This window comes from Paenibacillus sp. JNUCC 35, assembly GCF_058269095.1.
The window spans coordinates 3,733,410-3,753,911 of record NZ_CM177771.1 but is presented as its reverse complement, the minus strand read 5'-3'; the positions used below and the strand labels follow the sequence as shown (position 1 = coordinate 3,753,911).

Sequence of the window (20,502 nt, the reverse complement as noted above, 5' to 3'; positions counted from 1 at the left end):
AATCGTCCTCTTTTTTGTGCAACCGGGTGAATGGACGGGAAGCGGTCATTTGGTTTATGCTGTGAAAAGAACTTCCGGTCATTTGCTTTGCCGGATGGAACCGGGTACAAGGACCGGCCGCCAACGGAGCGGTTCTTTCGTGTTTTTGAAAAAAACGATCCGGCGCAAACCTGCAAGCCCGGCAGTAAACAGGATCGGCCGGGGTTCGGCTGCGAAAGACCGATCCTGGCGAATAAAGGTTTTGTCTGCAGGATAAACGACGGGGCCATTGCATGATAAAGAAAAGCAAACGTTGACTTTTGATGAATTAAACGGGGGATACAGATATGAACGTACCGGTGGAGGCAGTGCTCCCGGAACTGCTGGATGTGCTGAGGCGGGAGCAGAACGCCGTCCTTATCGCACCGCCAGGAGCGGGTAAAACGACACGTGTGCCGCTTGCTCTCCTCAAGGAGCCCTGGCTGGACGGCAAACGCATCTTGATGCTGGAGCCGCGGCGAATTGCGGCAAGGGCTGCCGCAGCTTATATGGCGTCCCTGCTGGGGGAAAAGACGGGCGAGACGGTCGGGTACCGGATGCGCTCGGATACGAAGGTCGGGCCGAAGACACGCGTCGAGGTCATTACGGAAGGAGTCCTTACCCGCATGCTTCAGCGCGATCCTTCTCTTGAAGGAGCGGGAATCGTGCTGTTCGACGAGTTTCACGAGCGGAATCTGGCCGCGGATCTGGGCCTGGCCCTCTGCCTGCAATCCCAGTCTCTGCTGCGGGAAGACCTGAAGCTTCTCGTTATGTCCGCAACTTTGGAGGGAGACGCTGTGGCGGCGCTCATGAACGGCGCTTCGGTCGTAACGAGCGAGGGCAGAATGTACCCGGTCGAAACCCGTTACAGACGGGAACCCGTAAAAGGACCCGTGGCAGCGGCCGTCCTGGATACCGTTCTGCAAGCCTGGCGCGAGGAGGAAGGGGATCTGCTCGTGTTCTTGCCGGGAGCTCCCGAAATACGGCGGGCGGAAAAAGAACTCGCCGCCCGACTGCCGACCGGCCAGGCTCTTGTTGCGCCGCTGTACGGCAGTCTGACGCAGGAGCAGCAGGATCGCGCGATTCTGCCGGACTCGCAGGGAAGGCGCAAGATCGTGCTGGCGACGACGATCGCTGAGACAAGCCTGACCGTCGAAGGCGTGCGCATCGTCGTTGACAGCGGCCTCGTGCGCGTTCCGCGCTTCTCGCCGCGAACGGGCATGAGCCGCCTGGAGACGACGGCGGTCTCCCGCGCCTCCGCGGATCAGCGGCGCGGCCGCGCCGGCCGCCTTGCGCCGGGTGTCTGCTACCGGCTGTGGACGGAGCAGGAAGAGAGGCGCCTGGCCCCTGCCGGACGGCCCGAAATCGCGGAGGCGGATCTGGCTCCGCTGGCGCTCGACCTCGCCGTGTGGGGAGCCCGGCCGGACGAGCTGGCCTGGCTCGACGCACCACCGGCGGCCGCATACGCACAGGCGTGCAGCCTGCTCCGCAGGCTCGGGGCGCTGGACGAATCGGGCGCCGTCACGGCTCACGGCCGCAGGGTCGCCGCGCTGGGCATGCACCCGCGCCTGGCGCACATGGCGCTGCGGGCGCTTCCGCTGGGCGCGGGAGGGCTTGCCTGCGAGCTGGCGGCGCTGCTCGGCGAGCGCGACATTCTCCGCGGCACGCCGTCGGCCCGGGATGCGGACCTGCGGCTGCGCGCCGAGGCTCTGCGGGCCTACACCGGCCCGGGGCGCGGGACGAGGCGGACGCCGCACGACAGCGGCGCCGCCGGCGCTGCCGCTGCGGAGCCGGAAAGCTTCGCGGACGTGTCTGCGCCGGGGAGCGCGGATGTCTCCGTGCTGCGCCGTCTCGTGAGCGATGCGGCCCGCTGGAAGCGCGAGCTGGGCGTCCCGGAGGGCGAATCCGGCGGTACGGAACGGACGGGCCTGCTGCTCGCGTTCGCTTTTCCCGACCGCATTGCGGGACAGCGGTCGCCCGGGCGGTTTACTCTCAGCAGCGGCAGAGGGGCCGTGCTGCCCGATATGCAGCGCCTCTCGCCGGAGCCTTGGCTCGTTTGCGCCGACCTGGACGATCAGGGCGCGGAAAGCACCATTTATTTGGGAGCTCCCGTGCGGCGGGACGAGCTTGAAGAGCATTTTGCCCATGAAATCGTCGAGGAAATAACGGTAAGCTGGGATAGGCAGGCTCAGGCTGTAAGGGCCCGGAAAAGAACATCGCTCGGCATGCTCGCCCTCCGGGAGATCACTATTGCCGCTCCGGACCCCGAACTTATGCGGGATGCCCTGCTTCAGGGGATCAGAAGCCAAGGGCTGGAAGCGCTGGGCTGGAGCAAACCGGCGAGGCAGCTGCGCGAGCGGTTGAGCTTTATGGCGCATCATGATGCCCGGTGGCCGGATGTCTCGGACGAAGCTTTGCTTGCTGCTCTGGAGGAGTGGCTGGGTCCGCACGTGTACGGGATGAAAAGCCGGGGCGACCTCCAGCGTCTGAATCTGTCGGCTGTGCTGGAAGCGATGCTCACTTGGGAGCAGCGGAGGCTGCTGGATGAGCAGGCGCCGACCCATCTGACCGTGCCGAGCGGCTCCCGCATCCCGGTCGATTACAGCACGCCGGAAGCGCCGGCTCTGCATGTTCGGCTTCAGGAAATGTTCGGGCTCCAAGCTACGCCGGCCATCGGCGGCGGACGTGCGCCCTTGACCCTTCACCTGCTGTCTCCGGCGCAGCGGCCGGTGCAGGTTACGCGCGATCTGGAGAGCTTTTGGAAAGAGGCTTATTTTGAAGTGAAAAAAGATCTCAAAGGCCGTTACCCGAAGCATTACTGGCCGGACGATCCGCTTGAAGCGATTCCGACCAGCCGGGCGAAGCCGCGTAAATAGTCCGAAGACGGACAAATAGGCGTAAAAGAGGTACGTATATGAACGAAACAGCGATCATCCGGCTAATCCGGCACGACGAGCTGGACTAGCTTCTGGAGCTGGACCGGCAGCTCAATACGGAGGACCCCGTCATTCCTCCAAGTGAGGACCTGGATAATCAGTGGAACGAAATGTTCCATAATCCGAAAATGAAATTTGTCGTCGTGGAAGACGACGGGACAGATGGACAGTAGGGGACATCCTACCTGGTGCAGGTGAAGATTTGCCGATAGCTCGGGTCACTGGCTGACCGGAAGTCTCGACATCGAACGGTATAAATTTTACGTATTGAAAGGAATGGAGGTGCCGCTGTGCTTATGAAGCGGGTGGGGCAAGCGATTGCGGCAGGAGTCCTGCTCTTGGGACTCGCCGCATGCTCGGCCGGACAAACCGGCAGCCTGGACGGCAAACCGGACTCAAGCCGGGAAGCGAACGGGAAGGCGGCGGAACTGACAGTATCCGCAGCCGCCAGTCTCAAAGATGCGCTGGAGGAGATCGGCCGGCGTTACGAAAGCGCCAATAGCGGCGTTAAGCTGCTCTATAATTTCGGATCGTCAGGCACCTTGCAGAAACAGATCGAGCAGGGGGCCCCCGCCGATCTCTTCATTTCGGCGGGAGTGCCGCAGATGAAGGCTCTGCTGGATAAGCAGCTTATCGACAAGGAACATTCCGGCGTTCTGCTCACCAATGAGCTGGTTTTGATCGTGCCGGGGGATTCAGGAGCAAACATTGCCGGTCCGGAAGATCTTTTGAAAGAGCTGGTGAAGAAGATCGCGGTCGGGGAACCCAAAACGGTTCCGGCGGGCAGTTACACGCAAGAAGTCTTGAACGGAGCCGGGATCTGGGATAAGCTGCAGCCCAAAATCGTGTGGACCAAGGATGTCCGCCAAGTGCTGGCCTATGTGGAATCGGGAAATGCGGACGCGGGTTTCGTTTACAAAACGGATGCCCTGACTTCGGGCAAGGTGAAAACGGTGTATACGGCAAAAGAAGCGGCGGGAAGTTCGCCGATCGAATATCCGGCGGGAATCGTTTCGGGCACGAAGCAGGTGGAGGAGACCCGGAAGTTTTATGAGTATTTGTCCGGAGCGGAGGCGCGGGATATTTTTACGAAATACGGCTTCGGCTTAAAAAGTCCCTGAGCCATGCCGATGAACATGGAAATGTTCCTCCCTCCCGTCTGGCTGTCGCTGAAAATCGCACTTCTGTCGGGGGTTCTCGCCTTCGTATTCGGTGTGTCGGCAGCTCGGCTCGTACATAAACGCCCGTTCAGGGGGAGGACTTTGCTGGAAACGGTCTTTATGCTGCCTCTTGTCCTGCCGCCTACCGTTATCGGCTTTCTGCTTCTGCTCGCTTTCGGCCGGAGAAGCTGGATCGGCCGTCTGGCGGAATGGCTCTGGGACCAGCCGGTCGTTTTCTCCTGGGGAGCGGGGGTCATCGCGGCGACGGTCGTCGCTTTTCCGCTTGTCTACCAATCGGCCAAAACGGGCTTCCAGACGATCGACCGGGACCTGGAAGGAGCCGCCCGGTCTATGGGAGCGGGCGAGCGGCAGGTTCTGTTCCACGTTACGCTGCCGCTTGCCGGACCGGCGCTCGTGACCGCTTTTGTGCTCGGTTTTGCCCGGGCGCTGGGGGAATTCGGGGCCACGATTATGATCGCGGGAAATATCCCGGGACGGACCCAGACGGTGCCGACGGCCATCTATACCGCGGTCGATTCGGGCGACTATGCGCTCGCCTGGTGCTGGACGGGGGCGATTGTCTCCTTTTCTTTTCTGCTCTTGCTTGCGGGCAACTTCCGCAGAAATCCGCCTGCCGGAAACTCCGCTCCATAAAAAAACCTGCCAAGGCATGAGGCCCGGCAGGTTTTTTGTCGTTCGCTTTTTTACGAGTCAGGACCAGCCGTCCTTCTTTAAACGGGCGTCCAGCACGAAAGTGCCGAACGGCAGGAAGGAGGCCAGGATGGCGGTCAACACTTTGATAATCGACCAGCGGTGGACGAATGTGACGTGTGCGACGGCGAGCAGGAAGAGGACGAACAGCAGTCCGTGCAAGCCTCCTACGACCGTGACGGGCTGAGGGACATCCGCGAAATGCTTGAGCGGCATGGCGATGAACAGCAGCAGGAGGAATGAAATTCCTTCGAGAAAGCCGATCACGCGCAAGCGCCCGATGGGAGTGCTGAGCATGGTTAACATACACCGCCTGTGTAAGAAAAATAAGGAAGGGGAGGGGTCTCCCCTTCCTTATTTTATCACAGTGCGAATCCTACTCTCAAACAAGCCTGCCGAGCCGGCTTCTCCGACCTGTTCGTTGGCCAAAATCCGGGAGAATTATTCCACAGTTTCCACTGTATAAACGGCCGGATCCAGCTCCGCGACGAACGGGGTCAGCGTTCCCGCGGAATAGAGCTGAAGCTTGTGCATGGCCCGCGTACAAGCCGTGTAAAACAGTTTCCGCTCGCTTTCGCGGCTGTAGGCGCCGGCGGAGGCATCGTAAATGAGAACGGCGTCGAATTCGACCCCCTTGGCGAGATAAGCCGGGATGACCATGACGCCTTTCTCGAACGAAGGCGTATCCTTGCGGATGAGGCGGAGCTCATCCAGGCCGTTCAGCGCTTCGAAGGCGCGCTCGCTTTCGGCGGCGGTTTTGCAGATGACGCCGATGGACGCGCTGCCTTCCGCCTGCAGCGCCTTGATTTCCGCCGTCATCCGGCGAACGAGAGCGTCCGCGTCTGCGCGCGTGCCCGTACCCGTGCCCGTGCCCGCGCCCGTGAAAACAACGGGCTTGCCGCCTTCCCGGTCGAACGGCTCGATCAGGGCGCCGTCCTTCAGCATGCCGCGCGTGAACTCGACGATCTCCCGCGTCGACCGGTAGCTGCGGTGCAGCACGATCTGTTCGGTCTCGCCGGGACCGTACAGGCCGGCAACCGGCGTGCTTCCTTCCAGCGTCGTCGCCTGGGCGAATACGGCCTGGTTGAAATCTCCGAGCACGGTCATGCGGCAGCGCGGGAAGAGCCTTTTCAGAAATTCGAACTGAAAAGGGGAATAGTCCTGGGCTTCGTCGATCAGGACATGCCGGACGATCGTGTTGGTGCGGAAGCCTTCGGTCAGTTCCTGCAGGTACAGGAACGGAGTCGCGTCTTCGTACGGCAGATCGCCCCGGTTCATCCGGTCCAGCGTGTACGCGCAGATTTCATCCCACCGGGCAGGAAGTCCGTCCCTGTCATCGGCGTTCTCCGCGGGAACCGAGGCATCCGCCGCCGCAGCCGCCAGGTGCAGGGACTGAAACAGCGGCTTGTTCTCGTACAGCTGCCGGTATAGGCCGGGAACATCGACGAAGCGGAGCCGCCTTACCCGTGTCCGCAGGGGCTTGAAATGCTCCCGGACGATCATTTTCCGCAGAAGCTGCTCTTCCACGTCCGCATCGTCGAAGCTTTCGGCGCGTCCCCGGCGCTTGCGCAGCTGATTGTAGGCGAGCTGATACTGCTCTTTGTCGAGGAAGTCGAGTTCGTCGCGGACCCAGTCTTCCTGCATCTCCCGCTCCTGATAGGCCGCAAGCTCTTCCAGCAGCCATTCCTTCATAAGCTCGATGCGGTTAGCCAGACGGATGGAAGCATCGTAGCCGTAGAAGCGGTCCGATAAGGCCTGCCGGGACAGGATCACCTGATCCCGGAAAACGATGTCTTGGAACAGCATATGCTCCTTCAGAAGCTGATCTTTATACGCTTGAATGACGTGCAGGAAGCGGGAGGAAGCCTTGTAGCGGATTCCGCTCACTCTTGCGGCATACCCGGGCGTCTCTTCGTCCGCTAGCACATATTCGATCTGATCGAACGGATCTTCGATGTTGAACCGTCTGCCGAGCCGGTGATGCAGATAATCCTGAAACGTCGTCTGCTGCATATTTTCCTCGCCAAGTTCGGGCAGAACGGTGGACACGTAGCTGTTGAAAAGCGGATTGGGAGAAAAGAGCACCATCTGGTCGGCGGTCAAGGTTTTCCGGTGTTTGTATAGCAGATAGGCGACTCGCTGGAGAGCCGCGGACGTTTTGCCGCTGCCGGCCGCGCCTTGCACGATAAGCATCCGTGAGCTGTCGTTGCGGATAATGCGGTTCTGCTCCTTCTGGATGGTGGCGACAATCGTCTTCATCTGAGAGCCCGCTCCCTTGCTCAGCACCTGCTGGAGCAGCTCGTCGCCGATCATCATCCCCGTGTCGAACAGGAAATGGATACGGCCGTCGCGGATGATAAACTGGCGCTTGAGTTCGATTTCGCCCTCCACAAGGCCTCCGGGCGTATCGTATTCGCCCGGACCGGGCGCGTAGTCGTAATAAAGACTGGCGATGGGCGTCCGCCAATCGTAGACGAGGAAGGTTTCGCCGTCCTCATCGAGAAAAGAAGACACGCCGACGTACACGCGCTCGGTCCGGCCCGCGCCGTCTTCTTTAAAATCAATCCGCCCGAAATAAGGGGAGGGGAGAAGACGGTTCATCCGGTCGGCCAGCTTCTTGAGCTGACGGTGGGTTCTCTCTCTCTCGGATAAAACTTCGGCCTGCTGCCTCAGGCTGAGGTACGTATCCAGGATATCGTCGTCATGAGCCAGATTGACGGTCACTTCATCCCAAAAATGTTTGCGGATATCGACAACTTGAGACTTGAGCTGCCCGACATCGGGTTCGATTTTATCCAGCTGCTGCCGAAGCTTGGTTCTGACAAGACCGACCCTTTGCTGTTCATGCTGCCATTCTTCTTTGGAAACCGACACGAAAACCCCTCCTTAAACGTGAAAAAACAACCCGCATAAGCGGCAATACAAAAAAAGTTGACAAAGCTGCGCTAAGGTGGTACGATAATATCAGATAAAAGCGCTCAATACTTTTAATTTACTAGTATTGACAGCGGTTTTTTATTTTACCATTTCTATTTAACAAAATCAAACATGTTTTAAGCCGTCAGGATATCTGGCGGCTTTTTTGGTTTTTCAGGGAGTTCCGATGGAAGACGGAAGCCGCTCAGGTGACGATTTTGTAAGCCGGAAACGCGTGTTTTGCAAGGGAAATCGATGGGTCGCTTCTCCTTATTGTCTTAAACTGGTTCCATCAGCGGAAGTGATAATCCCGGAGGAGACTGGATGAGAATGAACCTAGGAGCTATAACCAAACTTGCAAAGACCCGGAAAGAACGAAAGAGAATAGGGGCGCGGACCCTGCTTGCGGCGGCTGCGGCACTTCTTATTGCGGTGCCGGAACCCGCCAAAGCGGCGGGGAGCGTTTCCGGTAAGCCGGATACCGCCGCGCGGATCGACGCTTACATGGAAGCGGCCATGAGCAGGCTGCATATCCCCGGAGCGGCGCTCGGAATCGTGAAGGAGGGCGATACCGTCTATCTTCAGGGTTACGGCACGAGCGGTCCGGACGGCGCAAAAGCGACCGCGCAGACCGCTTTTGTGCTGGGATCGACAAGCAAATCGATAACGGCTGCGGCCGTGATGCAGCTTGCGGAGCGCGGAAAGATCGATCTGGAGGCGCCGGTGCGCCGCTATTTGCCGGACTTCAAGACGGCGGACCCGGAGCGCTCCGACCGGATACGGGTCAAGGATCTGCTTTACCAGACGAGCGGGTTTTCGAAATACGACGGTGTGGCCGCTCTGACGCAGGGGGATTCGACAATCGGAGCCCATATCGGCGGTTTAAGCAGCATTTCGCTTGTCCGGGACCCCGGAACCGGTTTCGAATATTCGAACTTGAACTATAACGTGCTGGGCGGCCTGGTGGAGAAAGTATCGGGAACGCCCTACTCAGCTTATGTAAAAGACTATCTTTTCGAACCGCTCGAAATGAAGAACAGCTTCGGTTCGCCGCAAGAGGTGGGCGGAGCGGACATGGCGGCGGGGTATCAGTCGGTTTTCGGCTTCAAAGCTCCGACCCGGCAGCTTGCGCATACCGGCACGGTGCCTTCAGGCTATCTGATTTCCACGGCGGAAGATATGACCCATTATCTCAGCGCGCAGATGAACGGGGGCCGTTACAAGGAGAAGCCGGTTTGGAGCGAAAAGAGCAACGCGGCGCTTCACAAACCGGAAGCTTCCATGGGCGGCGGCGCTTCCTACGCGATGGGATGGACAGTCAAAAACGGGGTTCTTTTTCATGACGGAGCGACCGAAAACACGTATTCGTTTATGGTTATTCATGGAGACACGGGGATTATTCTGCTTCTCAACACGATGGATTATCTTGTGCCGTACGATCAAATCGTGATGGGGATATACGGGATTCTGCAGGGAGAAGACGCTCCCGTCGAGTCGCTGCCGAACTATATCCGGACGTATGCGCTGGCCGATATGGCGATGGCTGCCGTGCTTGCACTTGCCGTCCGCAGTTTTTACACCCTGTTCCGAAGGAAAAAACGCGTAAAGCCGACGGCCGGCCGCATCGCGCTCAGCGCGGCGGGAATTGCGGGGGTTCACCTGCTGCTCCCGGTTTGCATCCTGATGCTGCCCAAGCTGCTTCATGCGCCTTGGCCGGTTTTGATGGTTTTCCTGCCGGGGCTGTCCCACGGGCTGTATTTTATGGCGATCTTGCTGGTTTGTACCGGTTTGCTTAAGACTGCCGCTGTTGTCCGGGCGCTTCGGGCGAGAAAAATGGCGCAATAACGGACATCGGTCCCGGATTGACTTCCCGGACGAAGCCGCTCTCCTTCCGTTCCGCCGTCAGACGCTTCAACCCGGCATTTTTTGGGGTAAGCATGGGTAGCGAAAAAACAGCGGAAGGATGATGAGCATGAATTCGGCACGCTTACAGCGTATCCGGCGGGAAGAGAAGGCGTATCACGAGCAGTATTTTGAAGAGCACGATTTGTACGAGAAAGACAGCTGGCTGGAAGAGCCGGATGAACGGGTTCTGGACTATTTAGAGATGCTTCAAGACGGGAAACCGCTGCGGATGCTTGATCTGGGATGCGGGGTCGGACGGAACTCCATTCCGCTGGCCCGGAAGCTCCAGCCGACAGGCGGAAAAATCGTTTGCGTGGATCTGTTGGACAAAGCGCTGGAGCAGCTTGAAGCAAACAGCGGCAAGTACGGCGTGAAAGAGGTCATCGAAACCGGGCGGGCGGACATCAGCGAATACGAGTTGCCCGAGAACACGTTCGATTACATCCTCGCGGCATCCAGTCTTGAGCATGTCCGTTCCGAATCCGCCCTGGATAAGGTGCTGGCAGGCCTTGCGGCGGGGACCAAGGACGGAGGCATCAACTTCATCCTCATGAATACGAACATAAGAGAAGTGGATGCGGAAACCGGTCAAGGGCGCGAAACGCTGATCGAGCTGATTTTGACGAAAGAGCAGGCGCTCGAAAAACTCCGGCAGGCATACTCCGGGTGGGAGGAGCTTGATGTGTCCCATAAGCCGCTGGATATCGAAATCAACCGGGGCGAAACGCCCGTCATTATGAAAACGGACTGTTTGAGCTATGCGGTCCGGAAGAGGTAAGCGGGTCGTTAAACATTTTCGGAAATAAAGAGTACGCTAGAGCCGCCAGCCGCCGGATAGGCAGATAGATGGATAAGCGAAGAGCCGCAGAGAAACTGCGGTTCTTTTTTTTTTTCATTGAGAATAATTTTCAATTAGGGATTGAAAACGGAGCGGAGACCCTCTATACTGATTATGAAAATGATAATCATTATCAACGAAATGAGACCAGTCATAATCAATTTACATAGATGGAGGGACGAGTGACGGATGAGCACATTTATAGTCGTGTACGCAAGTTTAACGGGCAATACGGAGGAAATGGCGGACGCTGTGGTGGAAGGGATCAAACAGGCCGGCGGAACGGTGACGGTCAAGGATATTCTGGACGCCCGTGCGGCTGAACTGGAAGCCTACGACGGCATCGTGCTCGGAGCTTACACATGGGGAGACGGAGAGCTGCCCGACGAGTTTCTGGATTTTTACGAAGAGATGGATGAGCTGAAGCTAAACGGCAAAATCGGGGCGGTATTCGGCTCCTGTGATTCCAGCTACGCCCAGTACGGAGCGGCCGTCGATCTATTGACGGAGAAGCTTCAATCCCTCGGCTGCACGATGCAGGAAGGGCTGAAAATCGAGCTCTGCCCGTCGGCTCCCGAACGCGAAGCGTGCAGAGAATTCGGACGGCAGGCGGTACTGCGTTTCCAGGGGGCCCTGTGAGCGGCGCGGCAGCGGCAGGCCGGATGGAGGACGGGCGGCTGGAGCAGTTTATCCGCTGCCCCGGCTGCTTCTATTCCGGCGGAAACTGTCAGGAGAGCGAGCCGTGGCGCGAGAGCGCGAGAACTGCGGCCGACCGGATCATCCGCGAGTTTTACGGCATCGACGCTTCCCGGCGGACGGCGGACATTATCCTGGAGAGACTGGAAATGTACCTCATCGGCCCGGAGGAGTCGGGGCTTGTCATGGAAGATTATTTGCGCATGAAGAAGAATTTGGCGAAATATTTGATTCTCGCCCTGTTTCAGGAAGAGAAGACGGAACCTCCTTTGTTCCTCTTCGAGACGCTGTCGGTACAGGTCGAAGAACTGGACCTGGAGCTCGTCATGCACCTGCATGTAGGCGAATGGGCGAACGGGTCCTATACGCTGAAGCGATACTATCTGGACGAGGACTGGTGCGTCGTGAAGGCGTACCTTCAGCTGTCGCTCGTTTTCGCCTACAAGGCGTTCGGCAGACTGCCGGGCCAGATCGAAGCCTACAACCTGCTCACTGGCGAAGCTTACCGGATCCGGCCCAAATTGGACGATCTGCAGGCTTCGATGGATTTTCTGCGGCTGACGGATACGCTTATGCGCGAGCACAAGCGCGGCCGGATTATGCTCGCTTAGCCGGGCGAAGCAATTCCTGATGAGCAGCTTTCCTTTTCTCCTTCATGGTACCGGAATCTTGCCGTTCGTTTATTAAAAAAACATCCGGCTGCCCCGTCGCCTGACAGGAAAGACCTGTGATAAACTATCTTTATCGAAAATTTATTTTTCAGAAAACAGGATGATTGGAGATGGCCATGATTATCGCCGACCGACCCTTTAACGTGAACGGATTATCGTATACGATCCGGTCAGCAGCCGTCCGAGATGCAGAGCAGTTGTCCTGGCTAAGAGTGCAGATCGACGGAGAAACCGAAAATATGGACCGGGAACAAGGGGAAGCGTTCATCGACGCGCTTGGCTTCGAGCGGCTGATTCAAGCGGATTCGGACAGCCCGAGAAACTTGTTTCTGGTCGCGGCCGTAGAGGACCGGGTTGTCGCCTTTTCCAGATGCGAAGGAAATCATCTGATCCGGTTTTCCCACAAAGTCGAATTCGGGGTGGGCGTGCTCAAGGAGTTTTGGGGGCACGGCATCGGAAAAAATCTATTAAAGACATCCATCGACTGGGCCGATTCCAACGGAATCAAGAAAATGACACTGACGGTTCTGGAAACGAACGAGAAGGCGGCACAACTCTATCGTAAGCTTGGTTTTGAGATCGAAGGGGTCCTGAAAAAGGACAAAATTCTTTCGGACGGCAGCTATTACAGCACCCTTGTGATGGGGAGATTTAACGAATAATGCTTTTTGCTGCGCAGGATGGGGGTCCATGGACCTCATCCTGTTTTTTTCGTCCGGCTCTTTGAGTGATCCCCGGGACGGCAAAATTTCGGAATCCGACAGCTGCGGCAATGACCCGTTTCCGCCGAAGGGCTGATTCCGGTTCGTGGATTTCAGGGAACTGTAACTCGTCCTATCCTTTTTCCGTTTATGGAGAAAGGATTCTTTTTGATAGAACAGTATTTATAAAAACTTCTTTACACGTTGGGAAAGTCGAAGGTAAGTTTAAAGAAAGACCTTTTAACTAAACGGGGGAGTGATGGAAGTGGAAGTGAAGCAAGCGGGAAAAATAGATATCGCCCGGTACGACCGGAACTTACAAACGGACACGATGGCCGATGAGGCAGCCGTGTGGCATGATCCCCGCCGGGCTCCGTTTACGATTTCGGGATTTCCGTGGCTGGAGACGGAAGGCGTGTACCGGAGACTGCCCGTAAATCCGGACCGCAAGCTGCCGGAAGCGGTCGACCGGCTCGCGGATTGCACGGCGGGCGGGCAAATCCGCTTTATTACCGATACGGCGCAGCTGTCCGTCCGCGTCCGGCTCGGCGGCAATGCCGCCATGCCTCATATGACGGCACTGGGCCAGTGCGGGTTCGACTGCTACATCGGGGAACCGGGCAATCAGCGCTATGCTGCAACCGCTTCCTTTAAGCCGGAAGACCACGAGTACACGTCCCGGCTCTACCGGTTCGGGGAGAAGCGGATGCGGCACATCACGCTGAATTTCCCTCTCTACCAAGGGGTGGAGGAGGTCTGGATCGGAACGGACGAGGATGCCCTTGTAGAAGAACCGCTCCCCTATGAAAGTCCGGGCAGGGTAATCATCTACGGCACCTCGATCACCCAGGGCGGCTGCGCGAACCGGCCGGGCATGAGCTATCCGGGCATTTTGAGCCGGCAAATAAACCGGGAGTTCATCAATCTCGGTTTTTCGGGCAGCGGCAAAGGCGAGCCGGAAGTAGCCGAGGTGATCCGCGAGATCGGGAATCCCGCTCTGCTGGTCCTCGATTATGAGGCCAACACGGGAGAGCCGGAGAACATCCGGGCCACACTGCCGGTTTTTATCGACTTGTACCGGGAAAAGCACCCCGAAGTTCCGATTCTCGTTCTCTCCTGCATCGAGTTCGCTGCCGCCAGGTTTGACCCGGATGTCCGCAAGAAACTGGACGACCGGCGGGCCATACAGCGGCAGATCGTTGAGGACCGGATCGCGAAGGGCGACTCGTTCATCACGTTCTTCGACGGATCGGCTCTGCTCGGCGAAGACGGGGACGAGTGTACGGTAGACGGGATTCACCCGACCGATCTCGGCTTTAAACGGATGGCGGACGGACTTCTCCGGGTATTCAACCGATGCTTGCAGGCAGAGTGAGACCGCGTATGCGCATATCGAGCCGCCTCGGCTTCCGTCCGCTCCGTCTGCTTGCTTTGCTGAGAAGTTCGCTCCTCCTGGGGGCGCTAGCCGCCGCTTCCGCAGGTTGTGAACGTGCGCCGGAAGCGGCCCGAGGCGGACTTATTCCGCCCGGTTCCGCATCTCCCGCCGATTCCATCTCGATTGTGACGAACGCGATCGGGCTGAGCTTTCCCCAAGGGCTGGACGAGAACAATAATCCCTACCTGCGCTATATTGAAAAAAACACCGGACTGAACATTAAGGTGACCCTGCCGCCGCAGGATGTGTATCCCGAAAAGCTGAACGTCATCATGGCCTCGGGCAATACGCCGGATCTTATTAATTATTCCGATAAAGTATGGATGAACGGTAACGCCAGACAGAACAAACTGATGCCGCTGGACGGGCTGATCGACCGCTACGGCAAAGACCTCAAGGAGAAGATTCCGAAAGAAGCGTGGGATCAGGTCACCGTCGACGGCAAAATTTACGCGGTTCCGAGTCTGAACGAAGTGAAAGGGCTGGAGCTGATGTACGTACGTAAAGACTGGCTGGACCGTCTCGGACTCGCTCCGCCCGTCACCTTGGACGATTATTACAAGGTGATCCGCGCTTTTACGCTGGACGACCCGGACGGCAACGGGGTTAACGACACGATCGGGCTGACGTTCGGCGAGTCTCTTGCCCGTTCGGCGCCCTTCTTCGGCGCGTTCGGCGTGCAGCTCGATCAGTGGACGGACCGTTACGGGGAGCTTGCTTACACCAGTACACTGCCGGAGACGAAAGAGGCTCTAGCTTTTTTGAGAAAGCTGTACCGCGAGAAGCTTCTGGACCCCGAATTTCCGCTGAACCGAAATGCCAGCATGATGGACAAAGTCAAGAACGGCAAGGTCGGCCTGTTCTCCGCCGCCTGGTACGATACACGGGGGCCGATTGCGGCCAATATGCAGAAAGACCCGCGGGCCGTCTGGATTCCGCTTGAATACCCGACAGGCCCGGATGGACATAGCGGCGTCTATGCGACCAGCCTAATCCGTTCGTACAACGTGATTCCGGTAGGGAGCACCAATCCCGAGGGTGTCATCCGGTATCTGAATTTCATCGCCGGCGATGGCTACAAGACGCTGAAGCTGGGCTTCGAGAACGAAATCTGGTCGATGCAGAACGGGAAGATGGTCACCAACTTCGAGGAACACGACAAGCATTTGTACCGGGGAATATATCAGGCGATGGCAGATGTTCCAGACAAGGAGATTTCGAAAATGCGGCTCGATTCTCTGGGCGATTTTCATTTGTACGACAATTTAAGACGAATCGAAGGTCATTTGATCCCGAACGCCTTCTACGGCTCGTCGACTCCGTCGATGAGCAAATACTACAACATCAAGGGGAAGGAACTGATGGAGCATTTCGTACGTATCATTGTAGGCGTCGAGCCTTTGGACTCGTTCGAAACGTCCGTGGAACGGTGGAGGAAAGAAGGCGGGGATGACATGACCCGGGAAGTGAACGAGTGGTACAAGATGCAGGGCATCCCGCAGGGTGTGCGATGAGGAAGACGCTGCGCTGGTTACGGGACAAGTTTCAGCGGAATATACAAGTCCGGCTGACCTGCTACTTTCTGCTCATTCTGCTGCCGCTCGTGCTGGTGAGTCTCTTCGCCAATGAGCGTTCCCAGCAGATTCTCGTCGAGCAGGCTGCGGAGAGATCCCAGCTGGCTTTGAACTCCGCGATGGACTACATCGATTTGACGCTGCAGAGCGTCGAGGAGCTGTCGACACTGATTTCGACGGACTCAGAGCTGATCGGCACCTTGTCGCGCAACGGCGGGGAGTTGACTCCCCGATCCGTGATGGACTTTTCGCAAATGATGAAGCAGTTGTCCAACATGAATTCCATCAATCACATTGCCGCCCAGATTTCCATTTACCATTACCCGTCCACCATGATGATTTCCACGAATTACGGCACGAGACGCCTGGATAAGAGCCAGCAGGAGTTTATGCACAGCATGACGCTCCAAAACGGCACGGGTATTCTGTACATGCTGCCCGGCGAAATCATTTACGGGAGCACCACCTTCGGAGACCTGATGATGTCGGACAGCGTGACCCTGGTCCGCTCGATGGACCTGTACAACCCTCAGCGGGAGCAGAATGTACTGCTTGTTACGCTGAACAAAACGCGGCTGCTCAATCTCATCAAGCCGCTGCTTCCTTCGCCCCAGACTAAGATCTATCTGACCAACGCCAACAACAGCCTGATCGCGGGGATCGGCCAGGAAGGGGAGACCCGAGACAAATACCTGCCCTCCGAACCGGACATGCTGTCGGTCACGATTTCATCCGACACGTCCAAATGGAAGCTGACGATGATCCAGCCGAAGAGCGAACTGTACAGCAAAACGGAGCAGGTCACGCTGTATATGTACGGCATTATTACGATCAGTATTTTGCTCGCGCTGTGGATCTCATGGATCGTCTACACGGGCATCGCGTCGCCGCTTCAGAAGCTGTCGCACGGAATCAAGCGGCTCGGCAGCGGCAAGCTGAACATCCAGCTGGAAAACAGGCGCAGGGACGAATTCGGTTATTTGACGGAGGCGTTCAACCAGATGGCCCAGCAGCAGAAGCATCTGATCGAGGATCATTACGAGCAGGAGCTGAGGCTGGCCAAGACGGAGCTGAAATTTTTGCAGTCGCAGATCAATCCTCATTTTCTGTACAATACGCTCGATTCCATCTACTGGACGGCCAAAAACTACGAGGCGGACGAAATCAGTGAAATGGTTCTGAATTTGTCGCGGTTTTTCCGGCTCAGCCTGAATAAAGGCCGCGAAGTTTTTTCGGTGGAAGAAAGCTTCGCGCACCTGCATTACTATATCCGGATTCAGCAGATCCGGTTTCTTGAAAACTTCGAGGTGCAGTACCGGATGGAAGACGCGGCGAAAGGGGTCCCGCTACTCAAGCTGCTGCTCCAGCCGCTGGTAGAGAACGCCATCCTCCACGGTATGGACGGAAAAGAAGACGGCGGCCGCCTCGTTGTTTCCTCCCGGCTAGAGGAAGGGTTTCTCGTGCTGGAAGTGAAGGACAACGGAAGCGGCATCCCGCAAGAGCGGCTGGCCTATATCCAGGAGGAGCTGGGCAGGCTCCACAGGCGCAAGGGCAAGCTGTACTCGCTGGATGAGGAAGGTGTGGACGACCTGTTCGGGCTCAGGAACGTCGTGTCCCGGATCAAGCTGTATTACGGCGGAAGCGCGGAGCTGAGCATCGACAGTATAGAAGGCGGAGGCACCTGCACGGCGCTCAAGCTTCCCCTGGTCCGCTGCAGAGAAGATTTCAGTCCCGGTGCGGACAGCATGATCGACTACAAGGAGGAGACGGGAACATGAATGTAATGATCGTCGAGGATGAAGTGCGCCTGCGCACTTCGCTCGTAAACAATATTCCGTGGGAAGACAACGGAATCGAAGTGATTGCCCAGGCGGCGAGCGGGACGGAGGCGCTGTTTCTGTTCGAGCGGAAAAAGCCGGACATTGTGCTGCTCGATGTCCAGATGCCGGAGATGGACGGGCTTACGCTGGCCCGCAAGCTGCGCGAGAAGGATGCCTTCGTCAAGATGATTATTCTCAGCGGGCACGATAATTTCGGCTTCGCCCAGAAAGCGATCGAAGCCGGTGTTTCCCAGTACCTGCTTAAGCCCGCAGGGGACGGGGAAATTCTGGAAGCGGTTCTGAGCGCAGCCGAACAGCTCCGGCAGGAGCTGGAGCGCTGGCACAGCCAGTCGGAGCTCCAGGAGAAATGGTCGGAGCATCTGCCCCAGCTGCAGAGCGCGTTTTTCCAAAACCTGATCGGCGGCAAGTACGCCCTCTGGGAAATCCGCAAGATCAGCAGGGACTATCTGCTTGATCTGGACGAAAGCATGCAGTACGCCGTAGCCGTAGCCGACGTCGATCCGCTCGGCCCCGAAGAGTCCCGCTACAAAAGCGGGGATATGCCGCTGCTGCGCTTCTCGCTGCAGTGTGTCGCCCGCGAGTTTCTCCAGCCGCATTCGTGCTGGGTGAATACGGACGCAAGCGGGTACACGTTGGTGCTCTTCGCCATGCCGGCGGACGATTCGCCCAACGACGTGATGCTTCGCGTGCATGCCGCGGTCGTGAAGCTGCTCTCCCAGGCCAAGGAATGCCTGAAGGTCACCTGCAGCGCGGGAATCAGCGGAGGGACCGGCGGCCTCACGGAGATCAGCAAGCTGTACGCGCAGGCGTACCAGGCGCTGCAGGACCGCATCGTGTACGGGGCCGACATCGCGGTTCCGTACCGGGACAAGCCGGCGGCCGGCACATCGGTGCCGCTTTCTCCGGGCCTGGAGAAGACGCTGGAGATCGCGCTCGAAACCGGCGATGAGGACAAGGCCATGGATACCCTCTCGGAGCTGTGGGATCAGGCGATGGAAGGAACGGAGACCGCTGCGGGCATGCACGAGGCGCTGATGTACTGGACGAGCCTTATGATCCGGCTCATTCATAAACAGGGCTGGAGCGTTCAGGATGTCGTGAAGGACGACTACCCGTACTACCGGGACGTCACGATGCTGAGCACGAAACAGCAGATCCGGGCCTGGCTGGAGCGTTCCGTGCTCCATTACTCGGCCTATCTGCAGGAACAGCGCAAAACGACGAGCCACGGCGTCGTGAAAACGATCCTGTCCATAGTCGAGAAGGAGATCGACAGCGACATCACCCTCCACAGCGTGGCGGACCGGCTCTATGTCAATTCCTCGTACTTGAGCCGTTTGTTTAAGCAGGAAACGGGTGTCGCGTTTTCCACGTACGTGCTGGAGCGGAAAATGGACCGCGCCAAGGCGGCGCTGCTGGAAGGCGCCAAGGTGTACGATGCGGCCAGGATGGTCGGCTACCGGGACGTCAGCTATTTTACGAAAGTGTTCCGCAAATATTGGGGCGTCACTCCGGGCGAAATGAAGCCCTAGTGTCAGGGGACGGGGCAAGGTACAGGGGTAGTACCAGCGAAGCTGACACCACCCGCAAAGTAGATGTAATTAAATGGGGAATTTATTGATAACTTCGTTATATTCCTGCTGGGCATCGGTGATTGCAAGCTTTGAATAGACCTCCAACGACTTGCGGCTTTCATGACCGGAATAAGGCTGTATGAGCGCGTCATCGATGCCCTGCTTTTTAAGCCAGGTCAACAGGAAATGTCGCAGTTTGTGAGGTGACAAGTTTTGTACAAGGCCGGCTTCCTCCGAATATTTAGCCAATATCTTTCGTATTCCCCGATCCGTATATTTTTCTTCCATGAGGATTCGAACAGATAAACCGTTATGTTAAAATTATACTCAAGTAATCAAGAAAGGGGCCTTTTTATGAATCCAACCAGAAAAATTCTGATCACTGGTGCAGGAGGTAGAATTGGATTAGCGCTCATTCCTTATCTAAATGATAAGTACAGTCTTACATTAGGTGATATAAACACATCTAAACTGCAAAAGTGGGTACATGATGGACATGAATTGGTTGATTTAGATATTAGGGATATAGAATCCTGTAGACAGGCTTGTAAAGGTATTGATACTGTTATTCACTTAGCAGGGGATCCTTCTCCTCATGCAAGTTTTGAATCTGTGCTGAAAGTTAATATTGAAGGAACTTATAATATTTTCAAAGCTGCTCAGGAAGAAAGTTGCAGTCGAGTTGTATTTGCAAGCAGTGCTCAGGTTGTAGAGGGGTATCCAATTGATACACAAGTACAGCCGGATATGCCTGTTCGCCCAAAAAATTTATATGGTGTGGGCAAATCTTTTGGAGAAGCACTTGCTTCTTATTTTGCTTACCAAGAAAATCTTCCTAGTATCGCGATAAGAATCGGGGCATTCGATGAAGTTTCTCAAGTAGGTACAGATTTGACAGCGAGAGATATGAGTGCTTATATCAGCCCCGAGGATATGTGTCATTTAATAGAACAGTGTGTTATAACTCCCTTACAAAAGCCCTTTGAAATTGTTCACGCTGTTTCTAATAATCGTTTTAAAAGACTTGATATTTCAAAAACGAAAGAAGTCCTTGACTATAGCCCTCAACACGATGGATTTCAAAAATGCGGCTTTATTTTTAAGGATTGACTTACGAAACTCTCCCTTTGTTTTACATCAGCTACTACTCCGTTAATTTGAATAAAAGAAGAGCACATATTATACATGACTAATATGTGCTTTTCTTTATTTTTAAGGATTTTATAATTTAGGTCTTGATAACGTACGTTTTTTGGCATCTTTGTCCGAATTGGATTCGCTCGTGGATAGTATCGCATTTCTTGATGAAGACCAAGGCGGATTCGCACGGCCAGAGCGAGGTTGCGTTTGCATTTTGTTACCTTTTGGGATTACATCAATAAAAGTGAAAAAAAGCTATCCGCCGCATTCGGGCGTGCGGCTTTTTTTTATGGGACGCGTTTGCATCCGGGGTGTTTTCAGTAAGTGCCAGCGCGCTATCAAAGTACCACAAATAGTAATGAGTGTCCTCTACTACGGATTTCGCG

The 20,502-nt window shown here is 56.5% G+C and carries 16 protein-coding genes; 13 read left to right on the top strand and 3 right to left on the bottom strand.

Annotated features, from left to right (window positions below; genetic code table 11):
* Positions 1 to 326 precede the first annotated feature (326 nt).
* The 3 genes from hrpB (at position 327) to modB (ending at position 4,768) form a co-directional block, all read left to right on the top strand.
* The gene (hrpB, locus tag AC2TF6_RS16690) at positions 327 to 2,894 is read left to right on the top strand and encodes an ATP-dependent helicase HrpB (protein WP_491307716.1); all 2,568 of its coding nucleotides are present in this window, start codon (positions 327 to 329) and stop codon (positions 2,892 to 2,894) included.
* Between the two features lie 356 nt (positions 2,895 to 3,250).
* Positions 3,251 to 4,075: a molybdate ABC transporter substrate-binding protein gene (gene modA, locus AC2TF6_RS16685; RefSeq protein ID WP_491311676.1), complete on the top strand. Its 825-nt coding sequence runs from the start codon at positions 3,251 to 3,253 to the stop codon at positions 4,073 to 4,075.
* A gap of 3 nt (positions 4,076 to 4,078) precedes the next feature.
* The gene (gene modB, locus AC2TF6_RS16680) at positions 4,079 to 4,768 is read left to right on the top strand and encodes a molybdate ABC transporter permease subunit (protein ID WP_491307715.1); all 690 of its coding nucleotides are present in this window, start codon (positions 4,079 to 4,081) and stop codon (positions 4,766 to 4,768) included.
* A 57-nt stretch (positions 4,769 to 4,825) separates the two neighbouring features.
* Here modB and AC2TF6_RS16675 read toward each other — a convergent pair whose 3' ends face one another.
* The gene (locus tag AC2TF6_RS16675; RefSeq protein WP_016424041.1) at positions 4,826 to 5,122 is read right to left on the bottom strand and encodes a DUF3817 domain-containing protein; all 297 of its coding nucleotides are present in this window, start codon (positions 5,120 to 5,122) and stop codon (positions 4,826 to 4,828) included.
* A 144-nt stretch (positions 5,123 to 5,266) separates the two neighbouring features.
* Complete coding sequence (gene helD / locus AC2TF6_RS16670) at positions 5,267 to 7,699, bottom strand: RNA polymerase recycling motor HelD (protein ID WP_491307714.1); 2,433 nt, start codon at positions 7,697 to 7,699, stop codon at positions 5,267 to 5,269.
* A gap of 366 nt (positions 7,700 to 8,065) precedes the next feature.
* On the opposite strand from helD, the gene AC2TF6_RS16665 reads away from it, so the two are divergent.
* The 9 genes from AC2TF6_RS16665 (at position 8,066) to AC2TF6_RS16625 (ending at position 18,934) form a co-directional block, all read left to right on the top strand.
* Complete coding sequence (locus tag AC2TF6_RS16665) at positions 8,066 to 9,586, top strand: serine hydrolase domain-containing protein (protein ID WP_491307713.1); 1,521 nt, start codon at positions 8,066 to 8,068, stop codon at positions 9,584 to 9,586.
* Between the two features lie 127 nt (positions 9,587 to 9,713).
* On the top strand, positions 9,714 to 10,424 hold the full coding sequence (locus tag AC2TF6_RS16660; RefSeq protein ID WP_491307712.1) for a class I SAM-dependent methyltransferase: 711 nt from the start codon (positions 9,714 to 9,716) through the stop codon (positions 10,422 to 10,424).
* Positions 10,425 to 10,673: 249 nt separating this feature from the next.
* Positions 10,674 to 11,123: a flavodoxin gene (locus tag AC2TF6_RS16655; RefSeq protein ID WP_369995920.1), complete on the top strand. Its 450-nt coding sequence runs from the start codon at positions 10,674 to 10,676 to the stop codon at positions 11,121 to 11,123.
* Complete coding sequence (locus tag AC2TF6_RS16650; RefSeq protein ID WP_491307711.1) at positions 11,120 to 11,791, top strand: hypothetical protein; 672 nt, start codon at positions 11,120 to 11,122, stop codon at positions 11,789 to 11,791. The genes AC2TF6_RS16655 and AC2TF6_RS16650 overlap by 4 nt, the downstream gene beginning before the upstream one ends.
* 176 nt (positions 11,792 to 11,967) lie before the next feature.
* On the top strand, positions 11,968 to 12,513 hold the full coding sequence (locus AC2TF6_RS16645) for a GNAT family N-acetyltransferase (protein WP_491311675.1): 546 nt from the start codon (positions 11,968 to 11,970) through the stop codon (positions 12,511 to 12,513).
* 298 nt (positions 12,514 to 12,811) lie between these two features.
* Entirely contained in the window at positions 12,812 to 13,927 is a 1,116-nt protein-coding gene (locus tag AC2TF6_RS16640; protein WP_491307710.1) for an SGNH/GDSL hydrolase family protein, read from the top strand.
* A gap of 8 nt (positions 13,928 to 13,935) precedes the next feature.
* Positions 13,936 to 15,501 carry an extracellular solute-binding protein gene (locus tag AC2TF6_RS16635; protein ID WP_491307709.1) on the top strand — a complete coding sequence of 522 codons (1,566 nt, stop codon included), beginning with the start codon at positions 13,936 to 13,938 and terminating at the stop codon, positions 15,499 to 15,501.
* Entirely contained in the window at positions 15,462 to 17,339 is a 1,878-nt protein-coding gene (locus AC2TF6_RS16630) for a sensor histidine kinase (RefSeq protein WP_491307708.1), read from the top strand. Before AC2TF6_RS16635 ends, AC2TF6_RS16630 begins: the two co-directional genes overlap by 40 nt.
* The gene (locus tag AC2TF6_RS16625; RefSeq protein ID WP_491307707.1) at positions 17,336 to 18,934 is read left to right on the top strand and encodes a response regulator transcription factor; all 1,599 of its coding nucleotides are present in this window, start codon (positions 17,336 to 17,338) and stop codon (positions 18,932 to 18,934) included. The genes AC2TF6_RS16630 and AC2TF6_RS16625 overlap by 4 nt, the downstream gene beginning before the upstream one ends.
* A 69-nt stretch (positions 18,935 to 19,003) precedes the next feature.
* Here the strand turns inward: AC2TF6_RS16625 and AC2TF6_RS16620 are convergent, their stop codons facing one another.
* Positions 19,004 to 19,225, bottom strand: a complete 222-nt coding sequence (locus tag AC2TF6_RS16620) for a tyrosine-type recombinase/integrase (RefSeq protein ID WP_491307706.1) — start codon at positions 19,223 to 19,225, stop codon at positions 19,004 to 19,006.
* 105 nt (positions 19,226 to 19,330) lie between these two features.
* Here AC2TF6_RS16620 and AC2TF6_RS16615 point away from each other — a divergent pair, with 105 nt between their 5' ends.
* Positions 19,331 to 20,086, top strand: coding sequence for an NAD-dependent epimerase/dehydratase family protein (locus AC2TF6_RS16615; RefSeq protein WP_491307705.1), 756 nt, complete (start codon positions 19,331 to 19,333; stop codon positions 20,084 to 20,086).
* Positions 20,087 to 20,502 lie beyond the last annotated feature (416 nt).